The following is a 19,028-nucleotide window of genomic DNA, read 5'->3' as shown; positions in this document are numbered from 1 at the left end:
ACACGAGATGAACAAGACCAGAAGTCTGCTGCAAGCCGGTGTACTGGGCCTGTCCCTGCTGGCGACCAGCGTCATGGCTGCGGTATCCGCCGATGAAGCGGCAAAACTGGGCAGCACCCTGACCCCGATGGGTGCAGAAAAGGCCGGTAATGCCGATGGTTCGATCGGCCCCTGGGAGCCGCTGGCGAAGACCGCGGGCAGCGTCGATGCCAAAGGCTTCCTTGCTGACCCCTATGGCAGTGACAAGCCGCTGTTCACGATCACCGCGCAGAACGCCGAGCAGTACAAGGACAAACTCTCGCCGGGCCAGCTGGCGATGCTCAAGCGCTACCCGGACACCTTCAAGATCCCGGTCTACAAGACCCACCGTGGCTCCACGGTGCCTGACGATGTGTTCGCTGCGATCAAGAAGAACGCCACCGCGACCACCCTGGTCGAAGGCGGCAACGGCCTGAACAACTTCCAGACTGCCGTGCCTTTCCCGATCCCGAAAAGCGGCCTGGAAGTGATCTGGAACCACATCACCCGCTACCGCGGCGGCAGCGTCACCCGCCTGGTAACCCAGGCCACGCCGCAGCAGAACGGGTCGTACAGCCTGGTGTACTTCCAGGACCAGTTCGTGTTCCGCGACCGGATGAAGGACTACGACCCGAACAATCCGGGCAACATCCTGTTCTACTTCAAGCAGGAGGTTACCGCTCCGGCACGCTTGGCCGGTACCGTGCTGCTGGTGCACGAGACCCTCGACCAGGTCAAGGAGCCGCGCAAGGCTTGGATCTACAACGCCGGCCAGCGCCGTGTGCGCCAGGCCCCGCAGGTGTCGTATGACGGCCCGGGTACCGCGGCCGATGGCCTGCGCACCTCGGATAACCTGGACATGTACAACGGTGCGCCGGACCGCTACGACTGGAAGCTCGAAGGCAAGAAGGAGATGTACATCGCCTCCAACGCCTTCAAGCTGGACGACCCCAAGCTCAAGTACGCCGACATCCTCAAGGCCGGGCACATCAACCAGGACCTGACCCGCTACGAGCTGCGCCGCGTCTGGCACGTGGTCGCGACGCTGAAGCCGGGCCAGCGGCATATCTACGCCAAGCGTGACTTCTACATCGACGAAGACACCTGGCAAGCTGCGGTGATCGACCAGTATGACGGCCGCGGCCAGCTGTGGCGCGTGTCCGAGGCCCATGCCCAGCCGTACTACAACGTGCAGGTGCCGTGGTACACCCTTGAAGCCATCTATGACCTGCAGTCGGGCCGCTACCTGGCCCTGGGCATGAAGAACGAAGAGAAGCGTGCCTACGACTTCGGCTTCAGTGCCAGCAAGGCCGATTTCCAGCCAGCCGCCCTGCGCCAGTCGGGTATCCGCTAAGCTGAAAACCTGCAACTCCGTGTGACCCTCCCAGAACGCCCCGGCTTGCCGGGGCGTTTCTGTCTGCCCTGCCGATAAGGCCGATGAATACCTCGCCAAAGCCCCGCGCCAGCCACAGTCCATCAGCCATGTTGCTTTTTGTCGCAGTCTTTTCCGGGGCAATGGCTCCCATCGTCTTCAAATGCGTTCCATTACCCGCTAGTCTCGCAAGGATCCGTACCGCCGTAGTCTTCCCAACAGAACGAGCCGGCCATGACAGACCTGTCCCGTACGCATGGATTCGCCAGCCAGGCCCTGGGCCTGCTGGACGGGCGCTTCTTCCGGCCGCCGCAGCCGGACGGCCACGTGCCGCGTGCCCGTCTGTGTCAGCGGCTGCAGAGTGGCCTTGGCGGGCGCTTGCTGCTGGTCAACGCACCTGCCGGCTTTGGCAAAAGCTCCCTGGCCATCGAATTCTGCGAGTCGCTGCCCGGCCATTGGCGCAGCCTCTGGCTCGGCCTGAGCCAACGGGATGCCGACCCCGGCCGTTTCCTCGAACGCCTGCTCGAAGGGCTGCAGCAGTACTGCCCGGCATTGGGCGGCCAGGCCATGGGCCTGCTGAAGATGCGCCAGCGCCACCAACCCTTTGCGTTCGAAGAGTGGATCGACAGCTTGCTCGACGAGTTGGCGCTCTACCTCCAGGCCGATACGCCTTTGCTGCTGGTTCTGGACGACTACCACCTGGCCCAGGGGCCGGTACTCGATCGCTGCCTGCAGTTCTTCCTCAATCACTTGCCTGCAGGCCTGGTACTGCTGGTGACCAGCCGCCAGCGCCCGGACTGGCACCTTGCGCGGCTGCGCCTGTCGCGGCAGTTGGTCGAGCTTGGCGAGCAGGATCTGCGCCTGACCGCGGACGAATCACTGGCGGTGATTGGCCGCCAGCCCACGGGGCTGCGCGGTCAGGCGCTGGACAACCTGATTCTGCGTAGCGATGGCTGGGTGGCCGGGCTGCGCTTCTGGCAGCTGGCCGCCAGCGAAGCCGGTGACGAGCATGCCTTGCCCCAGGCCCTGCACGGTGGTGAAGGGCTGATCCGTGATTACCTGTTGGAAGAAGTCATCGTGATGTTGCCGGCGGACGTGCAGGCGTTTCTGTTCGACACGGCTTGCCAGGAGCGCTTCTGCGCAGCGCTGTGCGATGCGCTGCGTGAACGTCACGACAGTGACGCGATCCTGCGTTATCTGCAGGCGCATCAAGTGTTTCTGGTGCCGCTGGACGAGCATGGCCACTGGTATCGCTACCATCACCTGTTCTCCGACTTGCTGCGCAGCCGCCAGTCCAGCGAACCGTTGGCGCGCCTGCACCTGCGTGCCTGCCGCTGGTTCCAGGCCCAAGGGTTGCTCGACGAGGCGGTTGAACAGGCGTTGCGTGCCGGCCACCTCGATGTGGCAGCCGACCTGGTGCAAAGCCTGTCCGAAGAGCAACTGCTGGCTGAGCAGAACGTCGGCATGCTGTTGCGCTGGAAGATGGACCTGCCCGACAGCCTGCTGATCAGCACGCCGCGGTTGATCGTGCTGTACAGCTGGGCACTGGGCCTGGCCTGCCAGCTGGATGCCGCGGAGGATCTGGCCGGTTACCTCAGTCGTTTCTTGCCCGCCCCTTCAGCCACTGCCCAGAAGTCGATGCTGGCGCAGTGGCTGGCGCTCAGCGGAGTCATTGCCCGTGGCCGGGGTGACCGCGAACGGACCCTGGCCTATTGCGGCGAAGCGCTGCAGAGCCTGCCGAGCAAGCGCTATGGTCAGCGTCTGGTGTGCCTGTCGACGCTGTCCAACCTGGCCATTGCCGACGGCGACTTCTGGCGTGCACGTGGCTGGAACCGCGAAGCGCTGGAGCTGGCGCAGCGTGTCGGCAACCCGTTGTTCGAGGCGCTGGCGCATTACGATCGTGCGCGGGTGCTGCATGCCCGCGGCGAGGTATTGCGGGCGCTGGATGAAGTGCGCCAGGGGCTGCAACGCCTGCAGGGGTTGTCGGCCCAGCGGCTGTATGCGGTGCGGGCGCGGCTGACTCTGTACGAGGGCTACTTGCTGGTGGCGCGCCTGCAACCCGCGCAAGGGCGCGCGCGTTTGCGTGCTGGGCTAGGCGAGGCGCGCGCCTGCCGCGACATCAGCGTGCTGATCGGCCATTGTGTGATTGCTTCGCTCGATGGCCGTGAGGGCCAGTATGCCGAGGCGTTCGCCGAGCTGGCCGAGGCAGAACGGCTGATGCACATCTGGGATGTGCCACCGATCTTCTACCTGGCGATGATCACCCTGGTGAAGTGCGAGCTGTGGCTCGCGCAGGGGCGTATCGACCTGGCCGAGTCCTGGTTGCTGCGCCTGGGGCAGACCTACGGCGGTGAGCACCCAGCGGCGGCGCCAGAGTTCCACCCTTTGCTGCCGTTGCATATCGAACTGCAGCAGGCCCTGCTCGAGCGTGTGCAGCAGCGCAGTGAAGACGCCGTGGCGCGCCTGTGCGCCCTGGCCGAACGCGGCCAGGCCAGTGGCGGCATGATGCTCACCCTGCACGCACTGTCGCAGTGGGTCGACCTGTTGTTGAGCGAAGGGCGTGAAGCACAGGCAGCGCAGCTGTTACCCATGGCGTTGAGCGCAGCCCGGGGCGGGGTGGTGCAGCCCTTCCAGCGACTGATCGAATTGCACCCTTCATGGCTGCGTGAGCAACTCCTGGCGCAACCCGCCTGCCAGGCCCAGGCCGAACTGCTGGCGCGTCTGCCAGAGCCTGTGGCACTGACAGGCAGCGCCACCGAAGCATTGAGTGGTCGCGAGCTGGCGGTGCTCGAGTTGATCGCCCAGGGCTGTTCCAACCAGCAAATCAGCGAGCGGCTGTTCATCTCTCTGCATACCGTCAAGACCCATGCCAGCCATATCAACAGCAAGCTGGGGGTGGAGCGTCGCACCCAGGCAGTGGCCCGCGCCAAGTCGTTGGGCTTGCTGGCCTGAAGCTGGCCGCAAGGGGGATGGCACTGTAAAATGATGGCGCAAAGCCATTGTGCCGTTAGCGAGTGAGTGCGCTGCATTCTCCACCCTCATCTTTCCTGACCGGCTGCCGATACAAGTTTCGGCGGTATGCATCGCCTCGCGCCATCCACCCATCCACCCAATACAGGTCGTGTTGATGCTGCAGTACGGGCAAAAGAGCTTTCTGATCGTCGACGACTTCACTGACTTTCGCACGTCGACCCGTTCCATGCTGCGCGAACTGGGCGTGCGCGATGTGGATACCGCGGACAGTGGTGAGCAGGCCCTGCGCATGTGCGGGCAGAAGCGCTACGACTATGTCCTCCAGGACTTCCACCTTGGTGACGGCAAGAAGAACGGCCAGCAGGTCCTTGAGGACCTGATCCTCGACAAGCTGATCAGCCATGAGTGCGTGTTCATCATGGTCACGGCCGAGAGCAGCCAGGCCATTGTGCTCAGTGCCCTTGAGCATGAGCCGGATGCCTACCTGACCAAGCCGTTCAACCGCGTGGGGCTGGCCCAGCGCCTGGACAAACTGACCCAGCGCAAGACCCTGCTCAAGCCGATTCTGCAGGCACTCGACCGTGGTCGCCCGGCCGAAGTGCTGGCGGCGTGTGCCGAGCTGTGCAAGAAGGACCCGCGTTTCGCGCCGTTGTGCCTGCGCTATCGCGCCGACGCACTGCGTGACCTCAACCGCTTCGATGAGCTGGAGAAGTTTCTCAAGAGCATCCTCGCCAGCCGCCCGCAACCTTGGGTGTATTCGGCACTCGGCAGCCTGATGCACAAGCGCGGGCAGAACGCCCAAGCCCAGGGTGTCTACGAGCAGGCACTCAAGGCATTCCCGATCATGCCCGGGCTGTACGATGGCATGGCCGAAGTGCTGGTCGCTCAAGGCGAAACCAAGCGTGCCCAGGGCATGCTCGAAGAAGCGGTACGCTTGTCGCCCCTGGCAGTGCGCCGACAGGCCGCCCTAGGCAAGCTGGCGTTGGATAACGAAGACTTCGAGAGCGCCTCCAAGGCCTTCCGCCATGCGGTTAATCAGGGCCAGAGTTCGCGTTACAAGGACGCCGAAAGCAACCTTGGGCTGGTCCAGGCGTTGATGAGCAAGAACGCCGGCTTCGGCCTGGATGCCCGCGCCCGGGTCGAGATCAATACCGTGCTCAGCGAAGTGGCCAAGGACAACCTCGAAGACCAGGGCCTGCAAGTGCGTGCCCGGCTGATGAAGGCCGCCAGCCTGCAGCAGGCGGGCGACCCCGAAACCGCCGACAAGCTCACCGAGCAGGCCATGCAGCGGTTGGAGAAGATGGACCAGTTCTTCTCGGTCGAGGCCGCCTTGACCGTGGCCAGGCAACTGCAGTCGCTTGGCCAGGAAGCGGCCGGTGGCAGCATCCTCAAGGGCTGTGTGGAAACCTACGGCGATGACCCCAAGGTCATGCAGAGCGTGGCCAAACTGACTGACGACCCAGCCGTACTGGGCGCGGTCACCGAAGCGGTCGACCTCAACCGCCAGGGCGTGCGCAGCTACCAGGCCGGGCAACTCAACGAAGCCTTGCAGATGTTCCGCAAGGCCCTGTCGTTGCAGCCGAAGAACATCAGTATCGCGCTCAACACGGCGCAAGCCCTGCTGCGCATCGGTGGCGAGGTGACACCGCCGGCGATCCAGCAGGAATGCCGCGACTGCCTGACCCGCGTGGCCGGCATCCCGACCAGCGACAGCCGCTACGACCGCTACCGCAAACTGCACATCAAGGTCTTCGGCGCATGAGCCAGGATAACCAGGGGCTGGATTTTTCCACGGTGATCGCCTCCACCGTGCATGACCTGAAGAACTCGCTGTCGGCGCTGATCCAGTCCCATGACCAATGGCTGGCACGGCTGCCTGAAGAATGGCGCAGCGGTACTGAGCAGGGCGTGATCGAGCATGAGTTCCGCCATCTCAACGGCATGCTGGTGCAGTTGCTGGGGCTGTACAAACTGGGGGTGAATCAGCTGCCGGTATGCCCCGACTACCACGAGCTGGATGACTTCATCGAAGCGCAGCTGGCGGCCCACCAGGAAGTGCTGCAGCACAATGACATCCTCGCCACCTGGCGTGTCGAGACCGACAACCCGCTGGGCTTTTTTGACCGCGAACTGGTGGCCTCGGTGATCGCCAATGTGATCACCAACGCCACCCGCTATGCCGGCCATGCGCTGCTGGTCAGCATTGGCGAGGAAGACGAACACCTGGTTATCAGCGTCAACGACGACGGCCCGGGTTACCCGGCACGGATGCTCGAGCGCCAGCAGGATTACGTGCAGGGTATCGACTCGCAGAGCGGCAGCACCGGGCTCGGGCTGTATTTCGCGGCGCGGATTGCGGCACTGCATGAGCGCAACGGCGTGCGCGGGCGAATCGAGATTGCCAATGGTGGGGCGCTTGGGGGCGGACTGTTCAGGCTGTATTTGCCTTGAGTAATTTGCTTCGAATGTATGGTGCTGTTCAGGTTTGAGGGCTATTTCCCAAGGGCTAGTAGGAAAAATCCTAGTCGTGTTATCGGCTCTGTTTTCGATGGCGGCTGAGTGGCAGTGTAGATACGAGGTTTCTACATTTCACTTGCAATCGTCGGGAGGGTTTCTACTATGTATCTACCTTGGGAGATACTTATGCAGATCAAGATTCAGCAATGGGGCAACAGTGCGGCTATCCGTTTGCCGGCCACTGTGCTCAAGCAGATGCGCCTTGGCGTTGGCTCGACATTGAGCCTGGATGCGGCAGGGGAGACTCTGGTCCTCAAGCCCATCAGGCCCAGGCCGAAGTACACCCTTGAAGAATTGATGGCGCAATGTGATCTGAACGCGCCAGAACCTGAAGACATGGCTGAGTGGAACGCAATGCGCCCAGTGGGGCGTGAGGTGTGAAGCGGGTCAAGTTCGCCAGGGGCGATATTGTTCGGGTCAATCTGGACCCTACCGTTGGACGAGAACAGCAAGGTATCGGGCGCCCAGCACTTGTGCTCACCCCTGCGGCTTTCAACGCGTCCGGTTTGGCGGCCATCGTGCCCATTTCTCAAGGTGGTGACTTCGCCAGGCATGCGGGCTTTGCGGTTACCCTCAGCGGGGCAGGCACGCTGACGCAAGGTGTGTTGCTCTGTAACCAGATACGCACGGTGGACCTAGACGCCAGAGGTGCCAAGCGTGTCGAGTCAGCTCCTGAAGTTGTAATTCTCGATGCTTTGGCACGCATTCAAACCCTGTTCGAATAACCGATTGCTGAATTTACTCATGGAAAATGCAATAGCGCTGATCCGAGAAACCTTCCCCGTAGGCCCTCTGCAGTGCAACTGCACCCTGATCGGCGACCCGGTCAGCAAGAAGGCCATCGTCGTCGACCCAGGCGGTGACCCGGACAAGATCCTCGCCCGCCTGCAGGCCCATGGCCTGACGCTGGTGAGCATCATCCACACCCACGCGCACTTCGACCATTTCCTCGCGTCGGGCAAGCTCAAGGAACTCACCGGCGCTACCTTGCATCTGCACAAGCAGGACCAGCCGCTGTGGGACAACCTGGAGATGCAATGCCAGATGTTCGGCGTGCCCTACACCCCGGTGCCGTCGCCAGACCGTTGGCTGGGCGATGACGAGGAGCTTGCCTGCGGTTGTGGCGTGGCCCTGCACACGCCTGGGCACACGCCAGGCTCGATGAGTTTCTGGTTCGCCGATGCCAAGCTGCTGATCGCCGGCGACACCCTGTTCCGTCGCGGCATCGGCCGTACCGACCTGTGGGGCGGTGACCAGCGCGCCATCGTTCGCTCGATCAAGGAGCGGCTGTATCGCCTGGACGAAGAAGCCATCGTGGTCACTGGCCACGGGCCGGATACGCGCCTCGGCGACGAGATGCGCGAGAACCCGTTCGTACGGGCGTGAGCCTGGATGAAAAGCCTTTCATGGAATTTTTCCGTATCCTAGGGATCTACGCCTGGCATAGATCCCTGTGCGATCTGCCGAACACACGAATTTTTGTAGGAGCTTGTCCATGTTCACCATGCGTCGTCTGATTATCGTCGCAACCGTTGCAGCCCTGATGACTGGCTGCGCCGGGCAGAATCCTTATGACAGCCAAGGCCAGGCTCAGGGCGAGTCCTCGGGGATGAGCAAGACCGCCAAGTACGGCGGCCTGGGCGCGCTGGCCGGTGCCATTGCCGGTGCTGCCATCGACCACAACAACCGTGGCAAGGGCGCGCTGATCGGCGCCGCCGCAGTCGGTGCAGCCGCTGCTGGTTACGGCTACTACGCCGACAAGCAGGAAGCCGAACTGCGCGCGAAAATGGCCAACACGGGCGTTGAAGTTCAGCGCCAGGGCGACCAGATCAAGCTGATCATGCCGGGCAACATCACCTTCGCTACCGACTCGGCCAACATTTCGCCGAGCTTCTACAACCCGCTGAACAACCTGGCCAACTCGTTCAAGTCGTTCAACCAGAACACCATCGAAGTGGTGGGCTTCACCGACAGCACCGGTAGCCGCCAGCACAACATGGACCTGTCGCAGCGCCGCGCTCAGGCAGTCAGCACCTACCTGACCTCGCAGGGCGTGGATGCTTCGCGTGTCACGGTACGTGGCATGGGCCCGGACCAGCCGATCGCCAGCAACGCCGACGCCAATGGCCGCGCACAGAACCGCCGCGTAGAGGTCAACCTGAAGCCTATCCCAGGTCAACAGTATGACCAGCAGCAGGGCCAGGTTCAGCAGTACCCGTAAGCCGTTCGGTATGGCGCAATGAAAAGGGCAGGCCGGTAACGGCCTGCCCTTTTCATTTCAGCGGATGCTGCTGGCCTGAATAGCAGTAAGGGCGATGGTATGGACGATATCGTCCACCTGCGCCCCTCGCGGCAAGTCGTTCACCGGCTTGCGCAACCCCTGCAGCATTGGCCCCAGGCTGACCCCATCGGTACTGCGCTGCACCGCCTTGTGGGTGGTGTTGCCAGTGTTCAGGTCAGGGAACACGAACACCGTCGCCCGCCCGGCCACCTGGCTCGCAGGGGCCAGCTGGCGAGCGACCTGCGGGTTGGCAGCGGCGTCGTACTGTAGCGGCCCGTCGATCAGCAGCCCTTGCTCCGCAGCCTGCGCCAGGCGCGTGGCTTCGCGTACTTTCTCCACTTCCTCATCACTGGCCGAATCGCTCGAGTAGCTGATCATCGCCACCCGTGGCGCGATGCCGAAGGCCTGCGCCGATTCGGCGCTCTGCCGGGCGATCTCGGCCAGTTCGCTGGCGCTGGGGTGCGGGTTCATCACGCAGTCGCCGTACACCAGCACCTGCTCGGGGAACAGCATGAAGAACACCGACGACACCAGGCTCGCGCCGGGTGCAGTCTTGATCAGTTGCAGCGCCGGGCGGATGGTGTTGGCGGTGGAATGCACCAGGCCCGAGACCAGGCCATCGACCTCATCCAGGGCCAGCATCATGGTGCCGATCACCACCGGGTCTTCCAGCTGCTGCTCGGCCATGGGCGCGTTGAGGTTCTTGCTCTTGCGCAGATTGACCATCGGCTCGACATAGCGCCCGCGAATCAGTTCTGGGTCGAGAATCTCCAGGTCCGGTGGCAGGGTGATGCCCTGTGCACGGGCCACGGCTTCGACTGCCTCGGGCTTGGCCAGCAGCACGCAACGGGCGATGCCGCGCGCCTGGCAGATCGCTGCGGCCTGCACCAGCAGCGGCTCGGCGCCTTCCGGCAGGACGATGCGCTTGTTGGCCTGTTGCGCTCGCTGGATCAGCTGGTAACGGAAAACCGCCGGCGACAGGCGCATTTCCCGTGGCGTGCCGCAGCGCTGGTGCAGCCAGGCGGCGTCCAGGTGGCTGGCGACGAAGTCGGTGATGAATTCGGCCCGATCACGGTCATCTACCGGGATTTCGCGGTTCAGAGAGTTGAGCAGGTTGGCGGTGTCGTAGGAGCCGGTGCTTACCGACAGAATCGGCAGGCCGGCCTGCAGGGCACCACGGCACAGGCCGAGGATGCGTGCATCAGGCTTGCTGTCGCTGGTCAGCAGCAGGCCGGCCAGGGGCACGCCGTTGATCGCAGCCAGGCTCACGGCCAGGATGATGTCGTCGCGATCACCGGGGGTCACCACCAGAGTACCCGGCGTCAGCAGCGGTACCGTATTGGCCACGGTGCGGGCGCAGATGATGATCTTGTTCATCCGCCGCTGCTCGTAGTCGCCGGCGTTGAGCACCTGGGCGCCGAGCAGATCGGCCACGTCGCGGGTGCGCGGGGCGTTCAGCTCGGGCTGGTAGGGAATGCAGCCGAGCAGGCGGAAGTCGTTGCCGCGCAACAGTGGCGAGTGTTCGCGCAGGCGGGTGGCGAAGTCGGCCATGCTCTCGTCGGTGCGCACCTTGTTGAGGATTACCCCCAGCACTTTCGGGTCACGCGGGCCGCCGAACAGCTGGGCCTGCAGTTCGACCCGCCCGGACAGCTCGCTGAGCACTTCGTTTTCCGGGGCGGAAACCAGGATCACTTCGGCATCCAGGCTCTTGGCCAGATGCAGGTTGACCCGTGCGGCGTAGCTGGCGTGGCGGGTCGGCACCATGCCCTCGACCACCACCACGTCATTGCCGACGCAGGCTTGCTGGTACAGGCGGATGATTTCTTCGAGCAACTCGTCCAGCTGGCCATCGCCAAGCATGCGCTCGACATGGGCCAGGCTCAGTGGCACCGGTGGCTTGATGCCGTGGGTGCGGGCGACCAGTTCAGTGGAACGCTCCGGGCCGGTGTCGCCGGGGTGAGGCTGGGCGATCGGCTTGAAGAAACCGACCTTGAGCCCGGCGCGTTCCAGGGTGCGGACCAGGCCCAGGCTGATGGAAGTCAGGCCGACACCAAAGTCGGTCGGCGCAATGAAAAATGTCTGCATGCGTGCTTCTCGAAATAAGCGGTGCAAGGAATCAACGGCCAAGGGTAGCGCTATCGGCCCCTTGTGCGCACCAGCCGCAAGCGAATGGCTGGCCGATGCGCCCGGCGCGCTGTTCGGCGTCGAGTACCCACGGGCGTGCCTGCCACGGTGGCTGGTGGCGCAGGTGCTGGGTGTGGCCGCAGGACAGCTCGACCACCCAGTGGCCTTCTTCGTCCTGGTGGAAGCCGGTGATCCGACTGATGGGTCGCCCCTCGTCCGCGCTGCGGTCGCATTCAGGCGATGCCTTGGTTACACTTGTCAGTTCTACATACTTTTGCAAAAGGTCTTGCCCCATGCTGATCGCCGCCAACAAGGCTGTCTCCATCGACTATACCCTGACCAACGACGCCGGGGAGACCATCGACAGCTCCGCCGGCGGTGCGCCGCTGGTTTACCTGCACGGTGCCGCTAACATCATCCCAGGCCTGGAAAAAGCCCTGGAAGGCAAGCAAGCCGGTGACGAGCTGGAAGTTGCCATCGAGCCGGAAGACGCCTACGGCGAATACCTGGCCGAGCTGGTCAGCACCCTGAACCGCAGCCTGTTCGAAGGCGTCGACCAACTGGAAGTCGGCATGCAGTTCCACGCCTCGGCGCCAGACGGCCAGATGCAGATCGTCACCATCCGCGACATCGACGGCGACGACATCACTGTCGACGGTAACCACCCTCTGGCTGGCCAGCGCCTGAACTTCAAGGTCAAGGTTGTCGACGTGCGTGACGCCAGCGAAGAAGAAATCGCTCACCGTCACATCCACGGTGAAGGTGGCCATCACCACTGATTTTCTGCGCTAAGCTCAGAAAGTCGCCAGGCGCTCGGACAAGCCGGCATGCCTCCCCAACGGGAGGTGCGCGGCTTGGAAGAGCGCCTTTTTAGTGGGCGCAATTTGCCCCAGCGGCAACCGGGAACCTGAGAGGGATTCATCATGAGTGCATTTCACGACCTGACGTTGAAGGCGCTGAACGGCGAGGACCTGCCCCTGGCACCGTTCAAGGGCCAGGTGGTGCTGGTGGTCAATGTCGCCTCCAAATGTGGCCTGACGCCGCAATACGCTTCGCTGGAAAAGCTCCATCAGCAGTTCAAGGGCAAAGGCTTCAATGTCCTGGGTCTGCCCTGCAACCAGTTTGCCGGCCAGGAGCCGGGCAGCGAGAAGGAAATTCAGGAGTTCTGCCGCCTCAACTATGGCGTCAGCTTCCCGCTGGGGGCCAAGCTGGAGGTCAATGGCCATGAGCGTCACCAGCTGTACCGTCTGCTGGCGGGCGAGGGTGCGGAATTCCCTGGTGATATAACCTGGAACTTCGAGAAGTTCCTGGTGGGCAAGGACGGCCGGGTGCTGGCGCGCTTTGCCCCGCGTACCGCGCCGGATGATCCATCGGTCCTGCAAGCCATCGAGAAAGCCCTGAACTGACTGCGTGCACTGTGGGAGCGGGTTCATCGGAGCGCCAAACCGCAGCGAATGCTGCATTGGCCATACCGATGCATTCGCGGCGGTTCGGCGCTCCGATGAACCCGCTCCCACAGGCGTCCGCCACGATACCTGCGAATCACTCAAATCAATAATGCTGGGCCCAGCCCCGCGCACCCCCTAACCTCAGGCGCATTTCCTCCCCAGACGGAAGCGCCCCATGTCCAGCAACCCCCTGTTCCAGCCATTCACCCTCGGCGCGCTCGAGCTGCCGACCCGCGTCGTCATGGCGCCCATGACCCGTACCTTCTGCCCGGGTGGCGTGCCGCACGCTGGCGTGGTCGAGTACTACCGCCGCCGTGCTGCGGCGGGCGTGGGGCTGATCATCACCGAGGGCACCACGGTCGGGCACAAGGCAGCCAACGGCTACCCCAATGTGCCGCGCTTCCATGGTGAAGATGCCTTGGCTGGCTGGAAGCAGGTGGTCGACGCAGTGCATGCCGAAGGCGGCCGTATCGTGCCGCAGCTGTGGCACGTCGGCACGGTGCGCCGCCTGGGCACCGAGCCGGACGCCAGCGTGCCGGGCTACGGGCCGAGCGAGAAGGTCAAGGACGGCCAGGTGCTGGTGCACGGCATGACCAATGACGATATCCGCGACGTGATCGCCGCCTTTGCCCAGGCGGCCCGCGATGCCAAGGCCATCGGCATGGACGGCGTGGAAATCCATGGCGCCCACGGCTACCTGATCGACCAGTTCTTCTGGGAGGCCAGCAACCGCCGCAGCGACGAATATGGCGGTGACCTGGCCGGCCGCTCGCGCTTTGCCATCGAGCTGATCCAGGCCGTGCGCGCTGCCGTGGGGCCGGACTTCCCGATCATCTTCCGCTTCTCGCAGTGGAAGCAGCAGGACTACAGCGCACGTCTGGTGGAAACGCCGGCAGCTCTGGCAGCTTTCCTCGAACCGCTGTCGGTTGCGGGTGTGGATATCTTCCACTGCTCGACCCGGCGCTTCTGGGAGCCCGAATTCGAAGGTTCCGAGCTGAACCTGGCCGGCTGGACTCGCACACTCACCGGCAAGCCGACCATCACCGTCGGCAGCGTGGGGCTCGATGGCGAGTTCCTGCAGTTCATGGTCGCCACTGACAAGGTGGCCAAGCCGGCCAGCCTGGAAGGCTTGCTGCGCCGTCTGGGCGACGAAGAGTTCGACCTGGTGGCGGTTGGCCGTGCCCTGCTGGTGGACGCCGAGTGGGCGCAGAAGGTGCGCGAAGGGCGTGAAGCGGATGTGCTGCCGTTCAGCCGCGAGGCGTTGACGACTCTGGCTTGATCGCTAGCGCGACGCCTGTCGGTTGGCTGCCGGCAGGTGCCGTGTGGCAAGCGTTGAACAAGTGCGACTCGAATTGCTCGACGATCGCCGGCCAGCCTTGGCGGCTGGCGTGCTGGCGGGCATTCAGGCGAACCCGGCGCAGGGTTTCGCTTTCCTCCAGCAGCCAGCAGGCGGCATCGATGAATGCGCACTGGTCGCCAGGCATGGCCAGCGCGCCGCTGTGGCCATGGCGGATGTGCTGGGCCGCGGCAGCTTCATCGTAGGCGACCACGGCCAGCCCCGAGGCCATGGCCTCGAGCACCACGTTGCCAAAGGTTTCGGTCAGGCTCGGGAACAGGAACAGGTCGCCGCTGGCGTAATGTTCGGCCAGCGCTTCGCCGCGTTGGGCGCCGCTGAACACCGCATCCGGCATCTGCTGTTCGAGGGCGGCCCGCTGCGGGCCATCCCCCACCACCACCAGGCGCAGGCGCCGCTGTGGATATGTTTTCTGCAAGGCGTGCAGACAGGGCTGCAACAGCGTCAGGTTCTTTTCCGCGGCCAGGCGCCCGACGTGCAGCACGGCGATGTCGTCCGCGCCGAGCCCCCAACTTTCGCGTAACGCCTGGCTGCGCCGGGCTGGGTTGAACAGGCTGGCATCGACGCCCCGGGCCATCAAGGCCAGGCGCTCGAACCCGCGGCGTTCCAGTTCCAGGCGCTGGCTGACGCTGGGCACCAAGGTGGCGGCGGTGCGCCGATGGAACCATCGCAAGTAGTGGGTGAGCAGGCGTGCAAGCAAGCCAAGGCCATATTGGCCGGAGTATTGCGGGAAATTGGTGTGAAAGCCGCTGACCACGGCAACCCCCAGGCGCCGCGCGGCGCGCAGGGCACTCAGGCCCAATGGACCTTCGGTGGCGATGTACAGCACGTCCGGGCGATGCCGGCGCCAGCGGCGCAACAGCTTGTGCATCGACACCTCGCCCCACTGCAGGCCGGGGTAGCCGGGCAGTGCCCAGCCACGGCAGAGCAACAGGCCCTGGTCATCGTCCGCCGGTGCCTCGTTGGCTTGCCGTGGGCGAACGATTTCCACCTGGTGGCCACGCTGTCGCAAACCTTCGCTGAGGCGGCCAAGGGTATTGGCCACACCGTTTATTTCGGGTGGGAAGGTTTCGCTGACAAGGCAGATGCGTAGGGCAGGTGTATTCATGACAAAAAGTGTCCACCTGCCGCGTTGCGCTCACATGACAGCCTTGTGACGCGCAGGTGACGCCTGATTTCCGGCAGTTTCGCCAGTGTGAATATTTCTTTGCAGGGTGCTCAAGCAGCACGCGGTGCAGCCGATGAAGATGCATCCGAATCGGTTTGATGCGCTCCGGGAGTGCGGTGATGTTCAACAGCAAGCTCAAGAAAGAAATCCAGCAACTGCGCGAAGAGCTGATGGCCGTCGAGCAGGTCAAGAGCAGCCTCGACAGCGAGATGCTGGTGCTGCAGCTCGATCCTCAGGGACGTATCGAGCAGGTCAACAGCAACTTCGAGAGCGAGATGCTTTACCGTGCCGAGCAGTTGATTGGCCGTAACATCGAAGAAATCGTGCCGGCGCACGTGAAGAAGCTCGACTTCTACCAGCGTATGAAAAACGCCATCACCCGTGGCGAGCACCTCAACGGTGCATTTCGCCTGCTGCGCGGCAACGGCGAAGAAGCCTGGCTGCGCTCCATTCTGCAGCCGGTGAAAACTGTTGACGGTCGGATCAGGCATTTCTCCATGCACTCCAGCGACCTGACCCGCACCATCGAAGCCTCGCGTGAGCATGAGAGCCTGATCAAGGCGTTAATGCGCTCCACCGCCGTGATCGAATTCAACCTCAACGGCGAGGTGCTGACGGCCAACGACCGCTTCCTGCAGACGGTGGGCTACAGCCTGGAACAGGTGCGTGGCAAGCATCACCGCATGTTCTGTGAGCCGGCGGAAGTCAACTCGACGGGTTACCAGGCATTCTGGGACAGGCTGCGCCGTGGCGAGTACGTTGCCGACCGTTTCAAGCGAATCGACGCCCATGGGCGCACGATCTGGCTGGAGGCGTCCTACAATCCGATCTTCGATGCCCATGACGTGCTGTACAAGGTGGTCAAGTTCGCCACCGTGATCACCGACCAGGTCAATCAGGAGCAGGCGGTGGCGCAGGCTGCCGACATTGCCTACAACACCTCCCTGGAGACCGACACCAGTGCCCGCAAGGCCACCGATGTGGTGACCCAGACCGTGGACGTGATGCGTGGGCTGGAAGGCTCCATGCAGGACGCTGCCGAGGGTATCCAGGCACTGGACAGGCAGTCCAAGGTGATTGGCGCCATCATCAAGACCATCAGCGACATCGCCGGCCAGACCAACCTGCTGGCGCTCAACGCCGCCATCGAAGCCGCCCGCGCCGGCGAGCAGGGCCGTGGCTTCGCCGTGGTCGCCGACGAAGTGCGGCAGCTGGCCTCGCGTACCAGCAGTGCCACCGAGGAGATTGCCAAGGTGGTGCAGCAGAACGAGCAACTGGCCCAGGCTGCGGTGGACATCATCGACACCAGCAAGCGCCAGGCCGAACAGGGGCTGGCGCTGGCGGCGGATACTGGTGGGGTGATCGTCGAGATTCAGGAAGGGGCGAAGAAGGTGGTGGATGCGGTGGGGCAGTTTTCCAGCCAGCTGAACCACTGATAACGGCTCAAGAGGGCAAAGGGCTCAGGCTGGCCCCTTTGCCCAGGGTGTAGGTCAATCGGCCTGTTCGGTTTGCTTGATGTGCCGGTAGACGGTCGAGACGGCGTCGTGAACAGCCGCCAGATCGACGTTTACATGAAACTCCTCCCCATTCACACCACGAGCGGCGAAGATGCCTCCGGCTGGCCCGATAGTGGGGGCTTCACTTTGCAGCACTGCATCGACCAGCAACTCCACCAGGGGTTGGCTGTAGTTGACCGCGCCGCTGTTGGAGTCCCAGGTGGTGTAGTGCAAGCGCTCGATTGGCTCATGGATGTCATTGGTTTCCAGAGCCTCGTGCAGCCGCCACTTTACTCGCTGCTCGGCGATGACCTTGCCTTGAAGATGTTCCGGGATTCCCGCAAGTTCAATGAAGTCTTTCGATTTGACGTCTGTGAATTCCATCTTTGATCTCCAGTGGTTTGAAGGCCACGACGGTGCGGCCTCGAGCGCATTGAAGTTCGAACAGAACTGATGCAGGCGTTACTTATCTACTACGCACTACCATCGACGGATCAATGCGTAAATAAAGGGGCTGTTGCTGATTAAAGTAACAAGCAGACCCTTTATGCCGAACATTGTTAGATCAGACGATGGGATCCATTTTCAGCATGCGCTTGAATGTTTCTTCCACGGCAGCCGAGAGGTTACCTTCATCGTCATCGAAGGGCGTTCCGTCAATTTCGAATTGGACGAGGTCCGGTTTTTCCAGTTTTCCCGCAATCAAAGCCCAAATCAGGTAGGTCCTGAGAGAGGACTTGTCGCTGTTCGCGTCATAGACATAAAAGTGGGAGTTTTCATATCCGTCCAAACCATGCTCTGGCAGCACGGTTATGAACGTACCTTGAACTTTCATCTTGACTGCTTCAAAGGCTGCGAACTCTTCGTCGTCAAGGTCGCGCCCACCCTTGCCTTCCTCAAAAAGTCGCGCCAGTGGCCCATGTGGGTCAACCGGGCCAATCGGTGCTTGTGGTTCTTCAATTTCCGGCTCAGCAGGCACTTCTGGTTCCTCAATCTCAGGAACTAAAGGTTCGCCCTCACCAGCAATTTCGTCCGGCAGTTTTCCCTTGAGTTCGTCATCGTCAATCATCTGGTAATCCTCGAAAGATGGACGCCAATAGTTGGCAGCGATGATTCAACCCCTGATTACCGGTTCGATTGCTTTATCTATATACCGCCTGGCCTGTTTACACGGTTGCAGTTCATCGGCACTGGGCATGTGGAAGTCGTGATCCCCAGCTTTCGAACTTCTGATTTGAAGAAAACGCTGCGTAAGGGGCTGCTGGCAGCCCCTCGTTCAATCAGTTGCGCTCGCGCACCCAGAACAGTGTGGCCCCCGCCACCGCCGCCGGCATCATCAGCACGTTCACGCCCGGAATGAGCAAGGCCAGGTAGGTAATCCCGCCAAACCCCATCGACTGCCAGCGCTTCTGCCGCAGCCAGGCCAGCATGTCCTGCCAGCTCATCTTGTTGTTGTCCGCCGGGTAGTCGATGTACTGGATGGCCATCATCCACACACCAAAGATCAGCCACAGCGGCGCGGCCACCACGTTGACCACCGGGATCAGCGACAGGATGAACAGGCCGATGGCCCGTGGCAGGAAGTAGCCGAGCTTGCGCATCTCGCGGCCGAAGGTGCGTGGCACCATGGCCACCAGCTCGCCCCAGCTGAACGCCGGGAACGGGTCCTGGCCGCGCACCACCACTTCGACCTTTTCCGCCAGGAAGCCATTGAACGGCGCAGCGATCACGTTGGCCACCAGGGTGAAGGTGAAAAACACCATCAGCACCAGCAAGGCGACGAACAGTGGCCACAGGATGTAGGAAAGGAAGCTCAGCCAGCTTGGCAGGGTCGGCATCAGGGCGTCGAGCCACAGGCTGAACTCGTGGCCGGCGAAGTAGATCAGGCCGCCGAACAGCAGCAGGTTGATCGCCAGCGGCAGCAGCACGAACATCCGCAGGTTGGGGCTCAGCACCAGTTTCAGGCCTTCGCGCAGGTACTGGGGGCCGGAGAGGACAGGGGCTTGCATCGGGACACTCCGCAGAGAAGGGAAAACGCGCTGACCTTACCGAGTTTGTCGCGCCGACGAAAGGCAGGCGGACATGAAGAAACCGGCTGTAACAAATGCGCCAAGGCTGTTAGACCGAGTGAAATTCGCAGATAGAGGATGCCTATGAGGTGGATTGTCGAAGGATATTTCCTTAATCTCTGCCACCTCGCTACAGTGCGCTCAACTTTCCGCTTTTTGGGCCTGCGCGTTGTAGCACTTCCCCAAGTGCTGCGTGGGTCCTTTTTAA

Annotated in this window: 18 protein-coding genes and 1 pseudogene; 13 read left to right on the top strand and 6 right to left on the bottom strand. The window is 62.8% G+C overall.

The features are described 5' to 3' along the window. Positions 1-7 precede the first annotated feature (7 nt). The 8 genes from ACLEJU_RS22215 to ACLEJU_RS22180 all read left to right on the top strand — a co-directional run bounded on the left by ACLEJU_RS22215 (position 8) and on the right by ACLEJU_RS22180 (position 9,101). Positions 8-1,372: a DUF1329 domain-containing protein gene (locus ACLEJU_RS22215; protein ID WP_435424107.1), complete on the top strand. Its 1,365-nt coding sequence runs from the start codon at positions 8-10 to the stop codon at positions 1,370-1,372. 252 nt (positions 1,373-1,624) lie between these two features. Continuing rightward, positions 1,625-4,342 carry a LuxR C-terminal-related transcriptional regulator gene (locus tag ACLEJU_RS22210; protein WP_435424106.1) on the top strand — a complete coding sequence of 906 codons (2,718 nt, stop codon included), beginning with the start codon at positions 1,625-1,627 and terminating at the stop codon, positions 4,340-4,342. 175 nt (positions 4,343-4,517) lie between these two features. Next, on the top strand, positions 4,518-6,125 hold the full coding sequence (locus ACLEJU_RS22205; protein WP_435424105.1) for a response regulator: 1,608 nt from the start codon (positions 4,518-4,520) through the stop codon (positions 6,123-6,125). Further along, positions 6,122-6,814, top strand: a complete 693-nt coding sequence (locus tag ACLEJU_RS22200; RefSeq protein WP_435424104.1) for a sensor histidine kinase — start codon at positions 6,122-6,124, stop codon at positions 6,812-6,814. Before ACLEJU_RS22205 ends, ACLEJU_RS22200 begins: the two co-directional genes overlap by 4 nt. Before the next feature lie 168 nt (positions 6,815-6,982). Next, on the top strand, positions 6,983-7,261 hold the full coding sequence (locus tag ACLEJU_RS22195; protein WP_110638441.1) for an AbrB/MazE/SpoVT family DNA-binding domain-containing protein: 279 nt from the start codon (positions 6,983-6,985) through the stop codon (positions 7,259-7,261). After that, entirely contained in the window at positions 7,258-7,605 is a 348-nt protein-coding gene (locus tag ACLEJU_RS22190) for a type II toxin-antitoxin system ChpB family toxin (RefSeq protein ID WP_294330958.1), read from the top strand. The genes ACLEJU_RS22195 and ACLEJU_RS22190 overlap by 4 nt, the downstream gene beginning before the upstream one ends. A 19-nt stretch (positions 7,606-7,624) precedes the next feature. Beyond that, entirely contained in the window at positions 7,625-8,266 is a 642-nt protein-coding gene (locus ACLEJU_RS22185) for an MBL fold metallo-hydrolase (protein WP_435424103.1), read from the top strand. Positions 8,267-8,375: 109 nt separating this feature from the next. Further along, a complete protein-coding gene (locus tag ACLEJU_RS22180; protein ID WP_110638444.1) occupies positions 8,376-9,101 on the top strand; it encodes an OmpA family protein in 726 nt (241 codons plus the stop codon). Positions 9,102-9,158: 57 nt separating this feature from the next. Here the strand turns inward: ACLEJU_RS22180 and pta are convergent, their stop codons facing one another. Together pta and ACLEJU_RS22170 are read right to left on the bottom strand one after the other, a co-directional pair. Next, the gene (pta, locus tag ACLEJU_RS22175; RefSeq protein WP_435424102.1) at positions 9,159-11,246 is read right to left on the bottom strand and encodes a phosphate acetyltransferase; all 2,088 of its coding nucleotides are present in this window, start codon (positions 11,244-11,246) and stop codon (positions 9,159-9,161) included. Positions 11,247-11,277: 31 nt separating this feature from the next. Then, positions 11,278-11,580 carry a DUF3565 domain-containing protein gene (locus tag ACLEJU_RS22170; protein ID WP_435424101.1) on the bottom strand — a complete coding sequence of 101 codons (303 nt, stop codon included), beginning with the start codon at positions 11,578-11,580 and terminating at the stop codon, positions 11,278-11,280. On the opposite strand from ACLEJU_RS22170, the gene ACLEJU_RS22165 reads away from it, so the two are divergent. From ACLEJU_RS22165 to ACLEJU_RS22155, 3 genes are all read left to right on the top strand, one after another. After that, positions 11,579-12,064, top strand: a complete 486-nt coding sequence (locus ACLEJU_RS22165; protein ID WP_027918346.1) for an FKBP-type peptidyl-prolyl cis-trans isomerase — start codon at positions 11,579-11,581, stop codon at positions 12,062-12,064. The two genes, ACLEJU_RS22170 and ACLEJU_RS22165, sit on opposite strands and share 2 nt — an antisense overlap. Positions 12,065-12,208: 144 nt before the next feature. Continuing rightward, positions 12,209-12,691 (top strand): glutathione peroxidase, encoded by a 483-nt coding sequence (locus ACLEJU_RS22160; protein WP_435424100.1) that lies wholly within the window; start codon positions 12,209-12,211, stop codon positions 12,689-12,691. 217 nt (positions 12,692-12,908) lie between these two features. Beyond that, positions 12,909-14,012, top strand: coding sequence for an NADH:flavin oxidoreductase (locus ACLEJU_RS22155; protein WP_435424099.1), 1,104 nt, complete (start codon positions 12,909-12,911; stop codon positions 14,010-14,012). Here ACLEJU_RS22155 and ACLEJU_RS22150 read toward each other — a convergent pair. Further along, positions 13,981-15,195, bottom strand: a complete 1,215-nt coding sequence (locus tag ACLEJU_RS22150) for a glycosyltransferase family 4 protein (protein ID WP_435424098.1) — start codon at positions 15,193-15,195, stop codon at positions 13,981-13,983. The genes ACLEJU_RS22155 and ACLEJU_RS22150 overlap by 32 nt on opposite strands. 158 nt (positions 15,196-15,353) lie before the next feature. On the opposite strand from ACLEJU_RS22150, the pseudogene ACLEJU_RS22145 reads away from it, so the two are divergent. Continuing rightward, positions 15,354-16,103: pseudogene (locus ACLEJU_RS22145) on the top strand (PAS domain-containing protein); the annotation flags it as partial. A gap of 156 nt (positions 16,104-16,259) precedes the next feature. Continuing rightward, a complete protein-coding gene (locus ACLEJU_RS22140) occupies positions 16,260-16,691 on the top strand; it encodes a methyl-accepting chemotaxis protein (RefSeq protein ID WP_435424113.1) in 432 nt (143 codons plus the stop codon). Positions 16,692-16,745: 54 nt separating this feature from the next. On the opposite strand, the gene ACLEJU_RS22135 is transcribed toward ACLEJU_RS22140, so the two are convergent. The 3 genes from ACLEJU_RS22135 to cysZ all read right to left on the bottom strand — a co-directional run bounded on the left by ACLEJU_RS22135 (position 16,746) and on the right by cysZ (position 18,760). Further along, positions 16,746-17,135, bottom strand: a complete 390-nt coding sequence (locus ACLEJU_RS22135; protein ID WP_435424097.1) for a hypothetical protein — start codon at positions 17,133-17,135, stop codon at positions 16,746-16,748. 181 nt (positions 17,136-17,316) lie between these two features. Then, a complete protein-coding gene (locus ACLEJU_RS22130; protein WP_435424096.1) occupies positions 17,317-17,820 on the bottom strand; it encodes a hypothetical protein in 504 nt (167 codons plus the stop codon). Between the two features lie 211 nt (positions 17,821-18,031). Continuing rightward, on the bottom strand, positions 18,032-18,760 hold the full coding sequence (gene cysZ, locus ACLEJU_RS22125; RefSeq protein ID WP_400720853.1) for a sulfate transporter CysZ: 729 nt from the start codon (positions 18,758-18,760) through the stop codon (positions 18,032-18,034). Positions 18,761-19,028 lie beyond the last annotated feature (268 nt).

The sequence above is a fragment of the Pseudomonas sp. SMN11 genome (assembly GCF_052041945.1).
Taxonomy (GTDB): Bacteria; Pseudomonadota; Gammaproteobacteria; order Pseudomonadales; family Pseudomonadaceae; genus Aquipseudomonas.
This window is presented reverse-complemented; position numbering and strand designations above follow the sequence as displayed.

Excerpts from the sequence above, each read along its gene's own strand:
- ACLEJU_RS22200 (WP_435424104.1), top strand. The coding sequence starts at position 6,122 with ATGAGCCAGGATAACCAGGGGCTGGATTTTTCCACGGTGATCGCCTCC.
- ACLEJU_RS22215 (WP_435424107.1), top strand. The coding sequence starts at position 8 with ATGAACAAGACCAGAAGTCTGCTGCAAGCCGGTGTACTGGGCCTGTCC.
- ACLEJU_RS22210 (WP_435424106.1), top strand. The coding sequence starts at position 1,625 with ATGACAGACCTGTCCCGTACGCATGGATTCGCCAGCCAGGCCCTGGGC.
- ACLEJU_RS22165 (WP_027918346.1), top strand. The coding sequence starts at position 11,579 with ATGCTGATCGCCGCCAACAAGGCTGTCTCCATCGACTATACCCTGACC.
- ACLEJU_RS22135 (WP_435424097.1), bottom strand. The coding sequence starts at position 17,135 with ATGGAATTCACAGACGTCAAATCGAAAGACTTCATTGAACTTGCGGGA.
- ACLEJU_RS22195 (WP_110638441.1), top strand. The coding sequence starts at position 6,983 with ATGTATCTACCTTGGGAGATACTTATGCAGATCAAGATTCAGCAATGG.
- ACLEJU_RS22185 (WP_435424103.1), top strand. The coding sequence starts at position 7,625 with ATGGAAAATGCAATAGCGCTGATCCGAGAAACCTTCCCCGTAGGCCCT.
- ACLEJU_RS22205 (WP_435424105.1), top strand. The coding sequence starts at position 4,518 with ATGCTGCAGTACGGGCAAAAGAGCTTTCTGATCGTCGACGACTTCACT.
- ACLEJU_RS22150 (WP_435424098.1), bottom strand. The coding sequence starts at position 15,195 with ATGAATACACCTGCCCTACGCATCTGCCTTGTCAGCGAAACCTTCCCA.
- pta (WP_435424102.1), bottom strand. The coding sequence starts at position 11,246 with ATGCAGACATTTTTCATTGCGCCGACCGACTTTGGTGTCGGCCTGACT.
- ACLEJU_RS22140 (WP_435424113.1), top strand. The coding sequence starts at position 16,260 with ATGCGTGGGCTGGAAGGCTCCATGCAGGACGCTGCCGAGGGTATCCAG.
- ACLEJU_RS22170 (WP_435424101.1), bottom strand. The coding sequence starts at position 11,580 with ATGGGGCAAGACCTTTTGCAAAAGTATGTAGAACTGACAAGTGTAACC.
- ACLEJU_RS22160 (WP_435424100.1), top strand. The coding sequence starts at position 12,209 with ATGAGTGCATTTCACGACCTGACGTTGAAGGCGCTGAACGGCGAGGAC.
- ACLEJU_RS22155 (WP_435424099.1), top strand. The coding sequence starts at position 12,909 with ATGTCCAGCAACCCCCTGTTCCAGCCATTCACCCTCGGCGCGCTCGAG.
- ACLEJU_RS22130 (WP_435424096.1), bottom strand. The coding sequence starts at position 17,820 with ATGATTGACGATGACGAACTCAAGGGAAAACTGCCGGACGAAATTGCT.
- ACLEJU_RS22180 (WP_110638444.1), top strand. The coding sequence starts at position 8,376 with ATGTTCACCATGCGTCGTCTGATTATCGTCGCAACCGTTGCAGCCCTG.
- cysZ (WP_400720853.1), bottom strand. The coding sequence starts at position 18,760 with ATGCAAGCCCCTGTCCTCTCCGGCCCCCAGTACCTGCGCGAAGGCCTG.